Source organism: Companilactobacillus bobalius, from assembly GCF_009764355.1.
In genome coordinates this window covers 615,527-634,172 of sequence record NZ_LNUA01000032.1, presented here as the reverse complement: position 1 = coordinate 634,172, position 18,646 = coordinate 615,527, and the positions used below count along the sequence as shown (strand labels likewise).

The following is an 18,646-nucleotide window of genomic DNA, read 5'->3' as shown; positions in this document are numbered from 1 at the left end:
TTAGTTCCGCAAACTAAAGTTGCGCTAGTTAATGATTTTTAAACGCAAATATGATTGATTTTTTGCTTGTTTATGGTTAACGGCTATACGAAAATATAATTATGAAGATGAAATTTGTGTAGAGGGCGGGATTGAAGATGATTGAGTTTTCAAATCAATTAAAGAAATATAGAACTGATCGTGGAATTACCCAAGATGAGTTGGCCGGTAAATTGTATGTGACTAGACAAGCTATTTCGAAGTGGGAGTCAGGTGAGTCGACACCTGATATGAATAACTTAGTTAAGTTATCTGATATATTTAATGTTAGCTTAGATGCTTTGGTTTTAGGAAAGCAGGAGAATTCAAAGATTGATCCAAATGAATTCACGTTTGATCCGATTCATAATAAGTATGTCAGAAAATATGGCAAAATGAATTTTTGGGATTTTTTGTCGAAGAATCCTTGGGTGATTGTTTTGTTAGCCATTGTTCTATTTTGGGGAGTAATGTTTATACACTGATTCATGTTTTTACCCATGGTAACGTGATACGAGAAATTCTATTGAATTCAAATTACTAGATAAAATTATTTTTATAAAATAAATAATAGCTCGCGGCTAAGCACCGTGGGCTATTTTAGTTTTAAAATTGTCTTTTTACGCAAACGTTTGCTTGACAAAATATCTGCAAGGGCTTACATTAAATTACGCAAACGTTTGCTTTGCTAAAATAATTAAAGCGAGGATGATTGATTTTGAATAAATGGTGGCAAAATGCAGTTGTATATCAAGTATACCCAGCTAGTTATCAAGATAGTAACGGCGATGGAATTGGAGATTTACCAGGTATTACTAAACGATTAGATTATATTAAAAAGCTAGGCGTCGATATTGTGTGGTTGAGTCCTATTTATAAATCACCTCAAGTCGACAATGGTTATGATATTTCGGATTATAGAGCAATTAATCCTGATTTTGGTAACATGGAAGACTTTGATAAATTACTCAGCAAGGCTCACAAATTAGGCTTGAAGATTATGATGGATTTAGTTGTCAATCATACATCAGATGAACATAAATGGTTCCAAGAATCCCGGAAGGGTAAAGATAATCCATATCGTGATTATTATATTTGGCGTGATGGTAAAGATGGAAAAGCACCAAATAATTGGGGTTCATTCTTTACAGGACCAGCATGGAAATATGATGAACAAACTGGTCAGTATTATCTACACTTGTTTGCTCCACAACAACCCGACTTGAATTGGGAAAACAAAAATGTTCGTCATTCCGTTTATGACATGATGAACTGGTGGGCTGATAAAGGGGTAGATGGTTTCAGAATGGATGTTATCAATTACATTTCTAAGCCAGAAGGATTACCTGATGTTAAGAAAGCACCTGATGAATTATATGGAAATCCAGAACCAGTCGTTGCCAATGGACATCGAATTCACGAATTTTTACAAGAAATGAATCAAAATGTCATGAGCAAACATAAGATGGTTACGGTTGGTGAAGCGCCAGCAGTTACAACGGACGAGGCTAAAAAATATTCCAACCTAGATGGCAAAGAATTGGATATGGTTTTCCAATTTGAACATGTGGGTTTAGATAGCAATTCCAATCCAGCACTGGGACGTTGGTCCGATAAAAAGACGTCACTTACTGATCTTCGTGAGAATTTGACGAAATGGCAAACAGCATTAGCTGGTAAAGCTTGGAATTCATTATATTGGAATAATCACGATCAACCAAGAGTTGTTTCACGTTTTGGTGACGATAGTACTGAAGAGAAACGTGTTTTAAGTGCCAAGATGTTAGCAACTATGCTTCATTTCCAGCAGGGAACTCCTTTCGTATTTGAAGGAGAGGAAATTGGAATGACAAATGCTTACTTTGATAAATTAAGTGATTACGTGGATCTTGATAGTATTAATGCATATCACCAAATAGTCGATGAACAACATCTTCTAGATGGGAAAACAATGTTGAAGTATATGGGAATGCACAGTCGTGATAATGCTAGAACTCCAATGCAATGGGATGACAGCAATAATGCTGGATTCTCAGACGGCACACCATGGGAACACATTAATAAACAATATAAAGAAATTAATGTAAAGAAAGCTTTGACTGATCCGGATTCAATATTCTACTATTATCAAAAGATAATTAAGCTACGCCATGAATTACCTGTCATGGTTGATGGTAGTTATGCTTTGGTTAAAGACAATCAAAATGATCCTGACGTATATGCTTACACTAGAAAAGATAATGATACAACATTGTTGGTAGTACTAAATTATACGGATAAAAAACTAAAGAGACATTTTGATGTTCCAGAAGATGCCAAGATACTAATTAGCAATTATGCCGATTCTCAAGGTGATACATTGCGTCCATATGAAGCAAAAGTTTATCAATTTTAATAAGATAGAAGGAACTAGATATGGAGTCAACAGAAAAAGTAAAAACAACTTCGGCTAAGAAAAAAGAAAAATCATTAGGCTTCGATAATGCTTTGCCAAAGTTGCCAATGAAGACAATCCTTGCAATGACCTTTGGTTGTATTGGTGTCAATATGGCGTTTACATTGCAAGGTTCACAAATGAGTAGAATTACTCAAACAATTGGTGTTAATCCTAATAGTTTGGGATGGTTCTTCTTGTTGCCACCACTATTAGGGATGTTTGTTCAACCATTATTAGGTAAGTATTCTGACAGTACTTGGACTCGCTGGGGCAGAAGAATTCCCTACTTAATTGTAGGTGCTCCGATAACGGTTGTTGTTATGGTATTACTACCATTTACCGGATCATTTGGATTCGGATATGGATCAATGACAGCACTGATTTATGCGGCTATAGCGATTGCATTAATGGATTTATTTAGTAATGTTTGTTTAGCACCATACAAAATGTTAGCCGGAGATATGGTTAACGAAGATCAAAAGAACCTTGCTTGGTCATGGCAACAAATATTTAGTTATGCCGGTGGTATTTTAGCAGCCTTGTTACCATTTATACTTACAAAAATGGGTATCGCAAATACTGCTGCTAAAGGACAAGTTCCATTAACTGTTATTTGGGCATATTTAATTGGTGCCGCTATGTTATTGATTACTAGTGTGGTAACAATTCTCAATGTTAAGGAATATAATCCTGAAACATATGCTAAGTATCATAAGATTAAGTCAGATGCACAAAAAGTTACACCAAGTTTATGGAAATTATTGAAGAAAGCTCCAAGAGCATTTTGGGAATTATCAGTAGTTCAATTATTTAGTTGGATCGGTATTATGTACACTTGGACATACGCAACAGGTGCCATGGCCAATAATATTTGGCACACAACTAATCCAGCATCTGCCGGATTCCAAGCAGCTGGTAATTGGTATGGTGTTATGACAGCCTTTTATAGTGTTGCAGCTTTGATCTGGGGACTATTTTATGCCAAAACAAAAGCTAATCAACGTAAATTATGGTATTCAGTAGGATTGTTTGCTGACGCTATCAGTATCATTATTGTTGCCACTACGCATAGTCAGTGGATTGCATTGATTGCCTTTGCATTATATGGAATTGGTAACTTTACTATTAATACATTGCCATTTACTATGTTAACAACATCATTAGATGGTAAAAATAATGGATCATACTTAGGATTATTCAATATTGCGGTTTGTTTACCACAAATTATTGGTTCATTAGCAAGTTTCGTTATCTTCCCAATGGTCGGTAGTAGCCAAAGCATGATGATGATTATTGGATTTGTAGCTATGGTAATTGGTGGCTTTTCAGTAGCTATTGTCCATGAAGGTAAATAGTAAAAATTCACTATTCAAAAGTGAAGTAAACGATTAAAATATTGTTGTAAGCAAATACAAAGAGGGTGGATGAATGTCAGCGACAATAAAAGATATTGCAAATAAAGTTGGAGTAGCACCGTCCACTGTCTCTCGGGTTTTGTCTAATAAGACTAAGTATTATAATTCTTTGACGGCTGAGAAGGTAAAAAAAGCCGCAGAGGAATTAGGATATAAAAAAAATCAAGCGGCCGTTGAGCTGGTAAAAAGAGAAAGTAACGTAATTGCAGCAGTAGTTAGTTCTGTAAAAACCAATTTTGCTGGGGAAATAATTGATGGAATTCAAGAAGAAGCACTAAAGCATGGTTATGATTTGATAGTAGTTTATGCCGGAAGTGCCGATTCTGATGAACAAAAAAGAGCTCTATTAACGGTCATTGAAAGACCCGTGATGGGAATATTATTACTTTCGATAGCGCTTGGAGAAGATAATCTGAAATTATTGAAAGAATCACAAATTCCTTATTGCTTCTTATCAATGGCTTTTGATGATAAAAGGCCTTTCATCAGTTCAGATGATGAAGAAGTTGGTTATAAAGCAACAAAATTATTAATTGATAAAGGTCATCGAAAAATTGGCCTAGCTGGAATTGATAAATATCCCTATACAGGTCGTTTAAGATTAAAGGGTTATAAGAGAGCTTTAGATGAAGCTGGTATTGTTTCAAAAGAAGATTGGATACAGACTGGTGATTACAGTTATCTATCTGGCGAAAAGGCGATGGATCAATATGGAAAAGATACTGACTTGACTGGTATTGTTGCTGTCAGTGATATGGTGGCAATTGGTCTATTGAATAAAGCTAGAAATTTAGGATTGAATGTTCCTGAAGATTTATCTATCGTAAGTATTGACGGTACAGAAATGTGTAGGATCGTACAGCCACAATTGACAAGTGTTTCTCAAAATTTCTTTGAAATGGGCAAGAGTGGAGTACAAAGAATTGAAGATATAAAGAAGCATAAGAAGTTGGCACACCTTCAACAGATGATTCCAACTCGTATAGAAGAACGACAAAGTATCAAAGGTATCTAAAAGGAGTAGTTGTAACCTAAATGGTTATAACTACTCCTTTTTTGTGTGATATATTTTATGCAATTAATTTTTCATATTGACAAGTATAGTATTAACAATTATAGTATGAACATCAATTGATATTATACTTGTTAATATGAAAAGAGAATAAAGATGAAAATAAAACAAATATTATTAATTTTGACAATGTGTATTGGAACTTTTCTGTGTATGCTTGATACAACAGTTATGAATATTGCTTTACCGGCAATTCAATCTAGTATGAATGTTCCTTTGACAAGTTTGTCTTGGGCGTTAAACATTTATACTATTACTTTCGCAGCTTTAACAATTCCTTTATCAAGATTGGCAGATATTTGGGGACGGAATAAAATTTATTTAGTAGGGTTATTAATTTTTGCAAGTGGGTCCTTTGTTTCAGGAATAGCAAACGTCCCAACTGTTTTAATCATTGGCCGTGGTATTCAAAGTATTGGTGCAGCAATTGTTTTTCCAACTAGTATGACGATTGCCATTGATACGATTGATCAAAAACATCGTAGTAAAGCACTTTTAACAATTGGATTGACACAAGGATTAGCAGCAACCTTGGGACCAAAAAATCTTCTTTGATAAATCCTCTTATCAAGCTGACGATGGGTGTTCTACATCAATTTACCGTTAGTGGTTTTAGCAATTGTCGGTGTTATTTTACAATTGCCATTGAGTCATGAGAAAAAGATTGATGCCAAAATTGATGTTGGTGGCATGATATCTTTGATGGTGACATTGTTTTCATTAGCTTTGGGGTTAACACAAGGAAATGATTGGGGATGGATGAATTATCGAATTATTTCTTTAACGTTAATAACAATTGTCAGTTTTATAATATTTATTATTATCGAAAAAAGAGTCACTGATCCTATGATCCGACTAGATTTGTTTAAGAATCGACAATTTTCTGGCTCGGCATTAACAGTAGTTTTAGCAGGGCTTTTATTAGTAGCTGTAATGGTTATTATGCCAACGTTTTTTACACAAGTACAAGGAAAGACTGAATTGATCGCTGCTTTACTAATAACACCAGCATCACTAATGATATTCTTAGTATCCCCAATAACAGGAATAATAGTAGAAAAATTTGGACCGAGATTAATAATTTTTATTGGATTCTTAAGTATGTCAATGGGATACGCTGTTTTAGGATCTGTTAATTCTGAATATTATTGGCAAATCCTTTTGGGATTAATCTTAATAGGTTTTGGTTACGGGACCGTGATTGGACCCATAACGGTTTTAGCGGCATCTGATTTCAAAGGAGAAAAATTGTCGGCATCTCAAAGTGTCATGGGAGTGTTACGACAAATTGGTAATATAATTGCAGTGGCAATTTTTGTATCTATGTTGACAACTAATGTCAGCAAAGCTAAGGAAAATGCTTGGACTGACGCTTAGAAGCTGATTAGTACAAGTGAATTAACATCAACTTCTAAAAAAGACATGTTAAAGGTAACTCATAGCCATTTTGAATCTAGTGATGCCAAAACAAATGGAAATGATGAAAAAGGAATATCTGAAACTAAGGAACAGCGATTAATTCAAGCCAATGTTGCTGAGGCATTAAGAAAGGCTAAAATTAGTCAGTTGTCGGATCAACAAGGAGAACAGGTTAAAGAACAGATTACATCTGAAGTTACTAATGAAATTAAGGAAATGGTAAAAAAGGATAATCGAATAATCAATCGAGATGCTAATAAAATCAGTAAAAATGCTAACCATTTAATCAGTAAGGCATTTTTGAGCCTCTATTTTATGGCATTACCATTTACAATAATGTTTATACCAGTCTGTTTGTTATTTTATAAACGTGATGAATATAAAAAAATATTAATGAAGAGTAAGAGAGATATTAATGATTAATTTTAATCCGTGTGTTAGTCTAAAATTATTAATGAAGAGGAGCTAGATCATCGTGAAGAGTCGACAAATTGTGCTAGGAATTTTAATGAGATCACCACAAACTGGATATGATATAACTCAAATGTTTCAAACAAGTTTTGCCTTCTTTTTCGATAGTTCATCGGGAATGGTTTATCCAGTACTTCGCAAATTAGAAAAAGAAGGAAAAGTTACTAAAGAGGTCGTTCCACAAGATGGAAAACCAGATAAAAATCTTTACACTATTACTCAAAAGGGAAAAGAAGAGTTTACTGAATATTTAAGTTCTCCAGTTGAAAGGCAAATAAAAAAATCTGATTTTCTGGCTCGTTTGATGTTTGGTGACTATATGGAACCAGATCAGCTACGAGAGATAATCGAAGATTATGTTCGAAAAGAAAAAGAAGAAACTGAGTTGCTTAGTGAACGTTTAGAAAAGTACATCAATAAGTCAAGCCGTAAAATGACGGATACGGAGACATTGGCTTACGAGTATGGTGTCGAAGCAAATAAATTTCAAGTGGAATTTTTCGAGAAATGGCTTGAGAATCATCCTAAAATATAAAATTAGGCAATAAGAAAGAACCCTGCTAACTAATTTAGCAGGGTTCTTTTATTTGAAGATTTTTGAATTTCTAAAAGAATAATTTTGATAAGCCGCTTTCAAAAATTCAGGCGTGTGTTGATATTGGAAAGTGGCTAATTCTTCTATAGTAATAGAAGATAAATTATTGAGCCATTCGTTGAATAGTCCCATACTGCCGTACGAGTGGTACTTAATAGCATATTCTTGTTCAGATGTTAATTTAGTTTGATAAAAATCTTCTACGGCTGCTTTAGCCGAAACTATATTGAATTTCTGAATATATTGATTTATCGAATTTTGAGAGTGATCGGTATAAGTTCGTTGGTAAAAAGTTTTTCGCTTTTCCATTTGAATTAGGTTTCTTTTAATACTGGCAATCGAATATTCCGGTTCTTTGTCTCCATAAATTAAAGAGAAATCATATAGAAAAATCCAAGCTACTAATTCATATTTATCATGAAAATGGTAATAAAAAGTTTGAGGAATGGTGTCGCGTCTTTTGCAGAGATTGACGATCCGAATTTTATCCATGGGGATGTTTTTTAACATTTCTTCTAATTTTTTGGCGAACAATAATTTAGTTTGATTTTTAAGCGTCATGGTTAACCTTCTATTTATATAAAAGTGTAATTATATCTAATTTTTATACATTCTGGCATTTTTGTATAATGAAAAGTCTTAGGAATGTCGTTAGTATTATCAACATGTCAAAAGTAAGAAGGAGAAATTACTATGAATATTATGATAACCGGAGCAAGTGGTGAATATGGTAATTATGCCATCGATTACTTGAAGAAATTTGCACCAGAGGCTAATTTGTTTGGATTGGTTAGAAATGAGACTAAGGGTGAGGTGTTAAAAGCTAAAGGTGTTAGTGTCAGAATTGGTGATTACACGGACGCCAATTCTATGATTGATGCTCTTAAAGGAATTGATCGTCTACTTTTTGTGTCAGTCTCTAGACCTAATATTCAACAAAATGTTGTTCAAGCGGCTCAAGTCAACCACGTAAAATATATTGCTTATACAAGTATTTCTCATCCTGAGTATTCAAAATTTGGATTAGAAACTATTCATAAACAAACGGAGAATTGGATTAAAGAAACAGGTATTCCTCATACCTTTTTACGAAATAGTTGGTATACGGAGTTAAATCAAGCTTTATTCGATTATGCTGTTAAAACAAGACAATTTCCGTATTTCGCTAAAGAAGGTAATCTGTCTTTTGCTTTAAAGAGAGAGTATGCCGAAGCTGGGGCTAGAGTTATTGCTAACGGAAATTATGGTGAAGTACTTGATTTAGCAGGTGAACCTAAATCTTATCACCAAATAGCCTTTGCCACTCAAGAGGCCTTGAATACAAAATTAGATATCGAAGAGATTCCAGCTAGCAAATTTGTTTCCACACTAGAAAGTTCCGGAATTCCTGCACAGTGGGTTTCGGTTTCAGAAGCTTATCAGGAATATACACTAAAGGGCAATAATGGTGAGGATAAGGCTGATACAGCAGATTTCGAAAAGATATTAGGTCATCCGTTAATGAATTTGTCATCAGCAATTAAAGAATTAATCAATAAATAGAAAAAATCCCCTAGATAAAATCTAGAGGAATTTTTTATTTGGGAATAACTTCAATAGTAGTGCTACGAGGTCCTGCCTGAATCATTGGTGGAAAGTAAGGACTATTTTGATATTTATCGCGATAACCTTGATCCACCAAATCATTAATTTTATCATTATGTAACTTTTCAAAAATCACTTCATGATTGGAACCAGCTAAGAAAATTCGTCCACCTTGTTGTTGAATAGCAGAACGATACCAACGGGAATTTTGACCATTCCAAGCGCGGATAAATAATTTATCGTCGACAACGACCGACCAGATCCAAGTTGGTGTTCCGTAGGTTTTACCATCACTATAAAATGGCGAGACTCTAAAATCATCAGCTTCGGCAAAATTTTGTAACTGTTCGAATGTCCATTTGTTTTCACTCGTCATAATTTTACCTAATTACCAAGGTTGGTTTGTTGGACCAACGGTAAACTCACTAACATTAGTATCTTCTGGTTGATTGATAGCAAAGGCAACATGATTGGGTCCAATTTGATATTAACCATATTTATACTTCTCCTTGAGTTAATCAATTTGCTTACGTGTATTAGAGTAAGACTTGAATTAGGCAATGTCTAATGCTTATAATGTATCTAAAATCATACGATATTGTAATAGTAAGGAGAAATAAAAATGGAATTACGAGTTTTGCGTTATTTCCAGGCTGTGGCATCAGAATTAAACTTTAGTCGTGCTGCCGAAAAATTACATGTTTCTCAACCAACCATTTCCAGACAATTGAAGGATTTGGAGGATGAAGTGGGCGTAACCTTGATAAAAAGAGGTGGACGTTCAATTGAATTAACTAGTGAGGGTGAATATTTTTCTAATCAGGTCAATCAGATTCTGGCCTTGACCGATAAGACACTTGATAATATGTAGATAGGTCAGGATATTACCGGATCAATTGTTATCGGTAGCGCTGAAACAAGAAGTTTCATTAGTGTAGCTCAGTCAATCAAAGTATTAAGAAATAAGTACCCACATATTAAAGTTAATATCGTCAGTACCAATGCTAACGATGTTAGAAGAAACTTGGATTCAGGGAATTTTGACTTTGGTATTGTAGTAGATCCGGCCTCAAAGAAGGATTTCGAGTTCATTCACTTATTAGGTGAGAGTCGTTGGGGAGTCTTGATGCCACGTAGTTCTGATTTAGCTAATAAAGATCATATAACACTGGATGACCTAGAGAATCGTGACATGATTGTCACACAACAGAACGGCTTTTTGGATACTTTAAAGGATTGGTATGGTGAAAGCACTAAGAAATTTAATATCGTAGCAACTTACAATCTACTTTATAACGCATCATTACTAGTATCAGCTGGAGTAGGTTATGCTCTGTGTGTTGACGGGATTATCAATACTAATCAATCCGATTTAATTTTTGTGCCATTGGAACCACGTCGAACAGCGGGAACAAATCTAGTTTGGCAAAAGGGACGAGAACTTTCTCAAGCCGCTGAAGCCTTTTTGAAACAAATATCTAGTGATATTAATAAATAAAAGCTGCTGGTTTAAAAATCCGGCAGTTTTTATTTGGCACAATAAGCTAAGTACATGTCACTTTATGCCATTAAGATTGACGTCATTTGTCGGTATTATAGGTACATAAATTGAGACACGGAGGCAGACAGATGTCAGTTATTTTAATTACAGGTGCAAGTAGTGGGATTGGTTATCAAACAGCAGAGTTGTTAGCATTACAAAATAATATTGTATATGGTGCAGCTCGTAGATTAGACAAGTTAAATGAATTGAAAAAATATAATGTCCGTCCACTGGAATTGGATATTACTAATGAAGAATCTATTAAAAGTGCCGTTAAAACTATTATCAAAGAAGAAGGACGTATTGATGTTTTAATCAATAATGCTGGTTATGGTTCTTATGGAGCAGTTGAGGATGTCTCAATTGAAGAAGCCAAGCGACAATTTGATGTTAACTTATTCGGAATGGCACAATTAACCCAATTAGTATTACCATATATGAGAAAACAACATGAGGGACGAATCATTAATACTTCTTCCATGGGAGGACGTTTAGTTAGTTATATGGGAGCATGGTATCACGCTACTAAGTATGCTGTAGAGGCTTTTAGTGATGCATTAAGAATGGAAACTAAGGAATTTGGAATTAAAGTTTCCATTATTGAACCCGGTGGTATTAAAACAAATTGGGGCTTCATTGCGGCTGATAAGTTACAAAAATCTGCTCAAGGTGGTGCCTATGAAGGGCAAGCCGACAAAGCCGCTGCAGGAATGAGAAAACAATACTCATCCAATATGATGACTATTCCAAAGGAGGGGTGCAAAGCTATTTTAAAAGCAGTTAGCTCAAATCGTCCCAAAACTAGATATCTTATCGGCTTTGGAGCTAAGCCATTAGTATTTGCTAAAACAATCTTACCAACAACAATTTTTGATTTCATAATGAAGCATGCTAGTTAATAGATAGGAGCTGTTCAATCAATGAAACTGAGTATTTCTAGTCAATTCCAAATTTTTATGAATAAAATGGGCCTCGACATTAATGATATATTGCAGGAGGCGGGAATCAATAAGGTTCTGTGGAAAGAAACCATTGAGCTTAATAAAATAGTGAGTACTGGCGTTTATTGGATGTATTGGATAATAAAACATCTGATCAAAATATTATTTATTTGTCCCAAATAGAAAAGATGAATACTTTTATGCCATCATTTTTTGCAGCAATGACAGCCCAAAATGGGTTAGAGGCTATAAAGCGGCTGGCTGAATATAAATTTCTAATAGGTCCAGTGAAATTAACAATCATGACTAATGAAAAAACCACCTCTATTCATATTTCGGGGATCGATTTACAATTAGAATTGCCCCGTTTTACTGTCATGCTAGAACAACTTTTGATACTTAATCTGTTGAGAACAGGTACTTCGAAGACAATCGTGCCCATTAAAGTGGGGAGCAAGTATGATTATGGAACGGATATAATTGATGTTTTAAAAATGACTCCGGAAAAGTTAATGGAGAACGAAATTATATTTGACAATAATGACTTAGCCCGACCCTTTTTATCTTCAAATAATGTTATGTGGACATTTATACGTCCTGAATTGGATCGCAAGAAGTTAGAAGTAAAGAGTAATAAATCATTGGAAGAAAATATACAGGCGCTTTTGATAAAAAGAATTCCTAGTGGTGATTTTGGAATAGATGAAGTATCGAAGAGTTTAAATATTAGTAAACGAACTTTACAGCGGAATTTGAAAACATTGAAAACCTCTTTCAATGAACAAGTAAAGTATGCTCGGCAAAGTCTAGTTAATCCTTTAATGAAAGATGAAACTTTAACATTGATCGATATAAGTTATTTATTGGGATATTCTGATCCGGAGTCCTTCTCACGAGCCTTTAAGAATTGGTATGGTATGAGTCCGTCGACGTATCGAGAAAAAATACTGCTTAAGTAATTAAAATAAATGATATGCTTTTTAAGCATAGATACATATTAGATAGAGGTATTAGACATCTTTTATAAGTGAACATAGAATATTCTAGTAAGCTAATCAGAAAGCAGGAATAAATATATGAGTACAGTAATGATTATTGGTGCCAATGGTGGTACTGCTAGGATATTAATTGAACGCATTTTAAAGGAAACAGAGAATAATTTGATTCTTTTTTTGAGGAAGGCTGAAAGATTGAGTCAATATCAAGGAAATGACAGAGTCACAATTGTGGATGGGGATGTCCTCAAAACACAAGATTTAGCAAAAGCTATGAGGCCAGCCGATATTATCTATTCAAATGTTGGAGGAACTGATTTAGGTGCTCAAACTAAAAGTATTTTGGCTGCAATGGAAGAAGAGGGAAAGAAGCGTTTAATTTTCATTAGTGCTTTAGGTGCTCATCATGAAGTACCAGGTAAGTTTGGTGAATGGAATGAGCAAGCTATTGCTGCATTTTTACCAGGGTTTAGAGAGTCAGCTACTCTTTTGGAACAATCAAACCTTTACTATACTGAAATTCGTCCAGCATGGTTAACCGATAATGATGAAATTGATTATGAGGAAACAACTCAAGATCAACCGTTCAAAGGAACTGAAGTTTCACGTGCTAGTGTAGCTGATTTTGTACTAAAATTAATCAATAATCCACGTCAAGACCTACGAGCAAGTGTCGGATTGAACAAACCCAATACTGATGGTGATAAGCCTAGCTGGATGTGATTAAGGCCTATCTTGAAATGTACGTTATGGTGTAACATTATTCGTACATAGAAAGTTAGGAGAATATTTCCATGTTAAAACTGAAAGTAATCATATCTGCTGTGTTGGTATTAATCAGTATTATAATTTTTATTTTTAAGGCTTTACCTGAAATTAAACGAATTCGTAAGTACAATAAAACGGTTAATGGACCAAAACTATATCGCTGGACCGCTGATATAATGGAGGAATATCCACAAGAATACAAACGTATGAAACGGAGTATGTATATTTGGATATGTCTTTATTTGTTACTTATCTGTTCCATTGTATTAGGAGTAACTGGTTTTTATGTGGTTCTTAATTATTATGATTATTCTTTGATAAAGATATTTGCCATTTTGATGATAGTATTTTCTTTAGCTTATTTGTACACATATAGATTGTATGCTCAGAATCGAATCAGGTTATATCAACTCATTTTGAAAAAATCTTCGGATCAATTTGTTGAGGACAGGTCAAAAATGGTTAAAGGTTCCGAAATCGGTAATAGATATCACATGCTGGGTATGATAATGCTTGGTATAGCTTTAGCGATTGTTTTATAGAAGACGTTCAGATATTGGATTTATATTCAATATTTGAACGTTTTTTTTGTTTGATAGTTTCATTGTAAATTCTTTGTAAATAGCTTGATTATTTATATCTTGAAATTATTAATTGTGATAATTTTTGTTCTGTAAAATATGATTTCAAAAGGAAATTTAAAATGAATGAGGTTATTAGGTGTAAGAATATATCAGTTAAGTTCAGGAAAAAGTTTTTACAATTAGAAAATAATTATGCCCTACAGGATATTAATTTTGAAATTAAAACTAATGAAATATTTGGTATTATAGGTCCTTCTGGAGCAGGGAAAACCACTTTATTGAATGTTTTAACAAATCAAGTTTCTTTTAAAGGGGAGCTTGACATAGATGGAATTCCTGTTGAGAAAAATGATAAAGTGTTTGAACAAATTAGTCTGTGTGCTGTTGATAGTGGATTATATGACGAGCTAAGTGTGATAGATAATCTTTTGTTATATGCCAATATTTTTGGTAAAGGTCCCAAGAAAGTTAAAAAGTTATTGCGGTCAGCTGGTTTACATGATTGTCAAAAAATAAAAATGTCCAAACTATCAACAGGTATGAAAAGACGAGTGTCTTTGATTAGATGTTTTCTGAATAATGCTGGAATAGTTTTATTAGATGAACCTACCAGTAATGTCGATCCCATAACTAGTAAAAAAATCAGAAATTTGATTTATAAAATTAAAAAATCAGGAAAAACAGTGATATTAACAACTCATAATATGAATGAGGCCGAGAATTTTTGTGACCACTTAATATTGATGAATGAAGGTCGGATTATTGAGCAGGGGAGTCCAGAGAATATCAAAAATAAATTTGCTGGTATAAAAATAGAAGTAACTTGTTTTACGTTTGATAATAGATCAGATATCTTTGTGTTGCCTAAGCAAAATAGTGAATTAGCAGACTTTATTTTGAACAATAGAATAAGAAGTATTCATTCTAATGAACCTACTTTAGAAACAGTGTTCATTCAATCTATTGAAAAGAGAAATATATCTAATGAAAACTAATAATATTCCTGTCTTATTAAAAGTTAAATTTAAGTTATTAATTAAAAATTTTTCAGCTATGGTAGGCTCTATTCTAGCCATATTTTTCAGTATATTATTTAGAACTACTTTGCCAAATATATCGTTTGATGGTCAAAAGGCACCATTCATTTTGATGATGGTGGTTATGTTTAATTCAGTTATGGCATCAATTATGATGATTAGTATCCCTATGGCAGAAGAAAAAGAGAAAAAAAGTTTGAAATTATTAATATCTTCGTCGATTAGTCAAACTGATTATGTAATTGCAACGATTACACCACCATTCGTTGTCATTATGATTACAAACTTTATTTTGCCTTTCTTAAGTGGCGTTAAACTACAAATCATGAGTTACCTTATTTATATTGTTATTAGCATGGTTATGACCTTGATGAGCATGATTGTTGGGTTATTAATCGGAATTTTATGTCGAAAAGTATCGGACACATCATATGTTGTATTGCCAGTAATACTGCCATTAATCTTGATACCTCAATTTGCTACTTTTAATCAATCAATGGCAAAAGTATCCAATTACCTTTATACAGGAATTCTTTTGAAGATGTTAAGGGCTGTTTCATTGAATCAGTCGATTCAATTATCGCTTCAATCATTGGGAATCATTCTATTGGAGTTTATTTTATTGTTAGGCTTTTTCTTCTATCTATACAATTCAAGAGGTATACGTTTAGAAAAATAGAAAATAAAGATATTAAAATTTGTAGGATTTAATTTGATAAAACTAATCTTAAAAATCGTTGATAAATAGTAGAAGCTAAGTCTAGACAAATCGATAATAGCATTGGGATATAAAATGGATTACAATAATGGTTATTATTCTTATGTAAACTGCAATGTTAAAGTGGTTTATGAACTTAGGGGATGTTGAAGATGATACACAAGATTGCAGTTTTTTCTGATGTTCACGGTAATGTGTCTGCTTTGGATGCTGTTTTAAGAGATGCTAAACAAAATGGAGTTACAGATTATTGGTTTTTAGGAGATTTATTCTTGCCTGGTCCTGGAGCTGAACGGCTTTATGAAACTATGGAATCTTTACATCCAGTGGTTTGGCTACAGGGAAACTGGGAACAAGAGATTGATAGTATTATTAAAGGGGATGCTGATTTCGATGATCCTTCTGAGGTTTATTTATCAAGATTGACTGAATACTTAATCAATAACTTAAGCTCTAAACATTATCAGGAATTGATTCAAAGACCAATTTCCACAACGATAACTGTTAATGGATTAAATTTTGGTTTGTCACATAATCAAGCTGAACGTTCGACGGGACATGATTTATTTCCATCTGAGGCACAAGCTAATTTTGATCATTTAGCCGGCGATAAGGATGTTTTATTGTATGGACATACACATCAACAAGTAATGCGTACTTCCAGTAAAGGACAATTGATTATTAATCCGGGAGCTACAGGTCAGCCATACAGTCCTTATGCCAAATTGATGGCCGACCAACGAGCTTGCTATACAATTTTGACAGTTGATGATGAAGGTAGAATAGATGTTTCTTTTAGAAAAGTTTTCTATGATATTGATGAGGAAATTAAACTAGCCCAAGATTTAAATCTTCCTTATATTCATTTATACAAACACTTACGTAAAACTGGGTTCACAGTAACCCATGATCAAAAGTTATTGAAGAAAGTGAATGCTGAATATGGTTATGAACAAGAAGTTCGTAAGTTTTTCAATAAATAATTATTAGTCGTTTTTAGTGAAAACTGAATAACGACTATTTTTATGCAAAAAAGGAGCTACACTCTGTCGTATTAGTAGAATTAATCTACCAATACGATAAAGTGTAGCTCCCTTAATATTTAAACTTTTAATGGTTAAGAATGTGTTTGGAACCTACAAGAATTTAAGCTACTTTTTCAAGAAAGCAAGCACTTTTTTCTCATTTGGTTTCATGCTTCCTGCTAAGAATGCAACTATAATTGCAACAACAGAAGCTAAGAATTCCCATACTGACCATTTAAAGACTAATGTTAAAATCAACATGATAAAAACTGAAATCAACATAACTCCATCTCTGGGGCCTAATTTCAAATAAGGAAACATCATAAGAATCACTTCTTTCATCATTTGATATACATTGAATAAGCTCAACCAGGATTTTATCGTGTATGCAGAATTTCTAGGTAGATTTTTGTTTCCATTTGGATCGTAGCTTTAACTGCGTATCTATTTCTAATAGGAAGCAGTCTAAGAGTAATTCAAACATCCATTTAGTTCCTAAGAATATTATAGCACTTCTTTCGTTTATTATGAAAACTGTTTCATAAAGACGTTTGGGCAAAATCTTTGGGAGAAAGGACTTGATGGTAACTGATTAATCAAGCAAGATCACTAGTGACTAATTTGGATTGCTTGGCGACTCTAATCGGACAAAAAAAGATACCCGAAGGTATCTCTAATTTACATTCACTTGATTTTCTTGAAGCCAAGAATTAGTAGCAATATGGTACATTTTTACTTTTGTCTTGGGATTAACAGCACGTCGATCCATGATCCATTTACTGTCCTTAGGTACGATTTTGCCTGTGAAATTACCATTGTTATCGTAAACCTTGGCATCGGTGGTTGCTGTAACGCTGGAGCCATATAGGAACTTGGCCCATGGCAAGACATCAGCGGCCGAAACGAAACCATTGGTGCTAACGTGATAGTATTTTTTACCATTGATGGTGGCAACAATATCGGAAATCCAATCAGAATTTGGTGCAAGTTCTAAGTCCTTATTTCTGTTTCCATAACGGTCATAAACAGGAGTAGCGTAATTTTTAGTTGTCACGCCACCACGTATGTCAGCTGTGACATAATCTTTGCGTTGAGTATAGTCAGCACCTTTACGGTCGGTATCGGCCAGATCATATTTGGAAGGATTAGCGTAATCATTATATTTGGTCATATAGTAGTCTTTGACAGCACTAGGATCGTATTTACTATATGACTCTTGATCATTACCCATTTCTTGAGAAAAATAAATCATACCAGTATTTGATACACTGACACCAATTCCGACATAGCTTATATATGGATTGAGCATATTCTTTCTGTGACCATAATCGGGGGTAGAATCATATGTTTCGCTGTAAAATTCATCAGTGATTTTTTCAGCAATAATTAGGGGATCAGTTGAGCCAATCATTGAAAAAGGCATTTGAGCAATATTTTCTTCAGCAGTGTAGTTGTATGGATACATATTTGCCGAATGCCAATTGGAGTGATCATCAACACCGCCAGAAGTGATAAAAGAATCAGTTCTAGCTTGAGCGTAGTTGTTGAGAATATCAATTGAAGTTAGTGGCTCTAAATTGTTTTGAGACCTGAGACGATTAAGCTCATTTAGCATAGCAAGTTTAACAGCGGCAAGGTTGATATTTTCATAACCAGCTTGCGTTTTAGTGGTTGATGAAGAAGTATCAGTTAATTCAGTAGAGTTTGTAGTAGTTGAAGCTGAATCATTGTTAGGAGTGGAATCAGTGTCAGCAAGGACAATTGTTCCACCCATACTTGTAGATAAAAGGGCACCTGTAGCAATTAAGATTGCTGTTTTTTTAATTTTAGAAAACATAATAATATTTCCCCCGTTTCTCATAGATCATGACACATTAATTATAATGAACATTTTATATTACTTCCATTAATTAAAACAGATAAGTTTGACAAGTAATTAAGAAATTTATAGAAATTACTTTTGATATTCAGAATCACTGACATTGTAATTGTTATTATGCAGTATAAATCCTTGATATAGAGAG

The 18,646-nt window shown here is 33.8% G+C and carries 18 protein-coding genes and 3 pseudogenes; 16 read left to right on the top strand and 5 right to left on the bottom strand.

Features of this window, described 5'->3' with window-relative positions; all coding sequences use genetic code 11:
• Window positions 1–137 precede the first annotated feature (137 nt).
• The 7 genes and pseudogenes from ATN92_RS10155 to ATN92_RS10120 all read left to right on the top strand — a co-directional run bounded on the left by ATN92_RS10155 (window position 138) and on the right by ATN92_RS10120 (window position 7,367).
• Window positions 138–503, top strand: a complete 366-nt coding sequence (locus ATN92_RS10155) for a helix-turn-helix domain-containing protein (RefSeq protein WP_056952996.1) — start codon at window positions 138–140, stop codon at window positions 501–503.
• Between the two features lie 233 nt (window positions 504–736).
• A complete protein-coding gene (locus tag ATN92_RS10150; RefSeq protein WP_087721241.1) occupies window positions 737–2,413 on the top strand; it encodes a glycoside hydrolase family 13 protein in 1,677 nt (558 codons plus the stop codon).
• Window positions 2,414–2,433: 20 nt separating this feature from the next.
• A complete protein-coding gene (locus tag ATN92_RS10145) occupies window positions 2,434–3,810 on the top strand; it encodes an SLC45 family MFS transporter (RefSeq protein WP_056952738.1) in 1,377 nt (458 codons plus the stop codon).
• 73 nt (window positions 3,811–3,883) lie between these two features.
• Window positions 3,884–4,885, top strand: a complete 1,002-nt coding sequence (locus ATN92_RS10140) for a LacI family DNA-binding transcriptional regulator (RefSeq protein WP_056952736.1) — start codon at window positions 3,884–3,886, stop codon at window positions 4,883–4,885.
• 153 nt (window positions 4,886–5,038) lie between these two features.
• Window positions 5,039–6,319, top strand: a pseudogene (locus ATN92_RS10130) (MFS transporter).
• A 45-nt stretch (window positions 6,320–6,364) separates the two neighbouring features.
• On the top strand, window positions 6,365–6,784 hold the full coding sequence (locus ATN92_RS10125; RefSeq protein WP_056952734.1) for a hypothetical protein: 420 nt from the start codon (window positions 6,365–6,367) through the stop codon (window positions 6,782–6,784).
• A 52-nt stretch (window positions 6,785–6,836) separates the two neighbouring features.
• Complete coding sequence (locus ATN92_RS10120; RefSeq protein WP_025086134.1) at window positions 6,837–7,367, top strand: PadR family transcriptional regulator; 531 nt, start codon at window positions 6,837–6,839, stop codon at window positions 7,365–7,367.
• 48 nt (window positions 7,368–7,415) lie between these two features.
• Here ATN92_RS10120 and ATN92_RS10115 read toward each other — a convergent pair whose 3' ends face one another.
• Entirely contained in the window at window positions 7,416–7,988 is a 573-nt protein-coding gene (locus ATN92_RS10115) for a TetR/AcrR family transcriptional regulator C-terminal domain-containing protein (protein ID WP_158106708.1), read from the bottom strand.
• Between the two features lie 132 nt (window positions 7,989–8,120).
• On the opposite strand from ATN92_RS10115, the gene ATN92_RS10110 reads away from it, so the two are divergent.
• Window positions 8,121–8,969 carry an NAD(P)H-binding protein gene (locus ATN92_RS10110; protein WP_056952730.1) on the top strand — a complete coding sequence of 283 codons (849 nt, stop codon included), beginning with the start codon at window positions 8,121–8,123 and terminating at the stop codon, window positions 8,967–8,969.
• 34 nt (window positions 8,970–9,003) lie between these two features.
• On the opposite strand, the gene ATN92_RS10105 is transcribed toward ATN92_RS10110, so the two are convergent.
• Both ATN92_RS10105 and ATN92_RS18860 read right to left on the bottom strand, forming a co-directional pair.
• The gene (locus ATN92_RS10105; RefSeq protein ID WP_056952728.1) at window positions 9,004–9,387 is read right to left on the bottom strand and encodes a DUF2255 family protein; all 384 of its coding nucleotides are present in this window, start codon (window positions 9,385–9,387) and stop codon (window positions 9,004–9,006) included.
• A gap of 12 nt (window positions 9,388–9,399) precedes the next feature.
• A pseudogene (locus ATN92_RS18860) lies at window positions 9,400–9,483 on the bottom strand (oxidoreductase); the annotation flags it as partial.
• A gap of 150 nt (window positions 9,484–9,633) precedes the next feature.
• On the opposite strand from ATN92_RS18860, the pseudogene ATN92_RS10100 reads away from it, so the two are divergent.
• The 8 genes and pseudogenes from ATN92_RS10100 to ATN92_RS10065 all read left to right on the top strand — a co-directional run bounded on the left by ATN92_RS10100 (window position 9,634) and on the right by ATN92_RS10065 (window position 16,580).
• Window positions 9,634–10,509, top strand: a pseudogene (locus ATN92_RS10100) (LysR family transcriptional regulator).
• Window positions 10,510–10,640: 131 nt separating this feature from the next.
• On the top strand, window positions 10,641–11,453 hold the full coding sequence (locus tag ATN92_RS10095; protein ID WP_158106707.1) for an oxidoreductase: 813 nt from the start codon (window positions 10,641–10,643) through the stop codon (window positions 11,451–11,453).
• A 176-nt stretch (window positions 11,454–11,629) separates the two neighbouring features.
• Window positions 11,630–12,454: a helix-turn-helix domain-containing protein gene (locus ATN92_RS10090; protein WP_234032572.1), complete on the top strand. Its 825-nt coding sequence runs from the start codon at window positions 11,630–11,632 to the stop codon at window positions 12,452–12,454.
• A gap of 117 nt (window positions 12,455–12,571) precedes the next feature.
• Window positions 12,572–13,213 carry an NAD(P)H-binding protein gene (locus ATN92_RS10085; protein WP_056952724.1) on the top strand — a complete coding sequence of 214 codons (642 nt, stop codon included), beginning with the start codon at window positions 12,572–12,574 and terminating at the stop codon, window positions 13,211–13,213.
• 71 nt (window positions 13,214–13,284) lie between these two features.
• Entirely contained in the window at window positions 13,285–13,800 is a 516-nt protein-coding gene (locus tag ATN92_RS10080; protein WP_056952722.1) for a hypothetical protein, read from the top strand.
• A gap of 161 nt (window positions 13,801–13,961) precedes the next feature.
• The gene (locus tag ATN92_RS10075) at window positions 13,962–14,837 is read left to right on the top strand and encodes an ABC transporter ATP-binding protein (protein ID WP_056952720.1); all 876 of its coding nucleotides are present in this window, start codon (window positions 13,962–13,964) and stop codon (window positions 14,835–14,837) included.
• Complete coding sequence (locus tag ATN92_RS10070) at window positions 14,827–15,558, top strand: ABC transporter permease (protein WP_056952716.1); 732 nt, start codon at window positions 14,827–14,829, stop codon at window positions 15,556–15,558. The genes ATN92_RS10075 and ATN92_RS10070 overlap by 11 nt, the downstream gene beginning before the upstream one ends.
• Window positions 15,559–15,749: 191 nt before the next feature.
• Window positions 15,750–16,580 carry a metallophosphoesterase family protein gene (locus tag ATN92_RS10065; protein ID WP_056952714.1) on the top strand — a complete coding sequence of 277 codons (831 nt, stop codon included), beginning with the start codon at window positions 15,750–15,752 and terminating at the stop codon, window positions 16,578–16,580.
• Window positions 16,581–16,748: 168 nt separating this feature from the next.
• Here the strand turns inward: ATN92_RS10065 and ATN92_RS10060 are convergent, their stop codons facing one another.
• Together ATN92_RS10060 and ATN92_RS10055 are read right to left on the bottom strand one after the other, a co-directional pair.
• Window positions 16,749–16,946: a hypothetical protein gene (locus tag ATN92_RS10060; protein ID WP_087721243.1), complete on the bottom strand. Its 198-nt coding sequence runs from the start codon at window positions 16,944–16,946 to the stop codon at window positions 16,749–16,751.
• Window positions 16,947–17,295: 349 nt separating this feature from the next.
• Window positions 17,296–18,459 carry a CAP domain-containing protein gene (locus tag ATN92_RS10055; RefSeq protein ID WP_056952712.1) on the bottom strand — a complete coding sequence of 388 codons (1,164 nt, stop codon included), beginning with the start codon at window positions 18,457–18,459 and terminating at the stop codon, window positions 17,296–17,298.
• Between the last annotated feature and the right edge of the window lie 187 nt (window positions 18,460–18,646).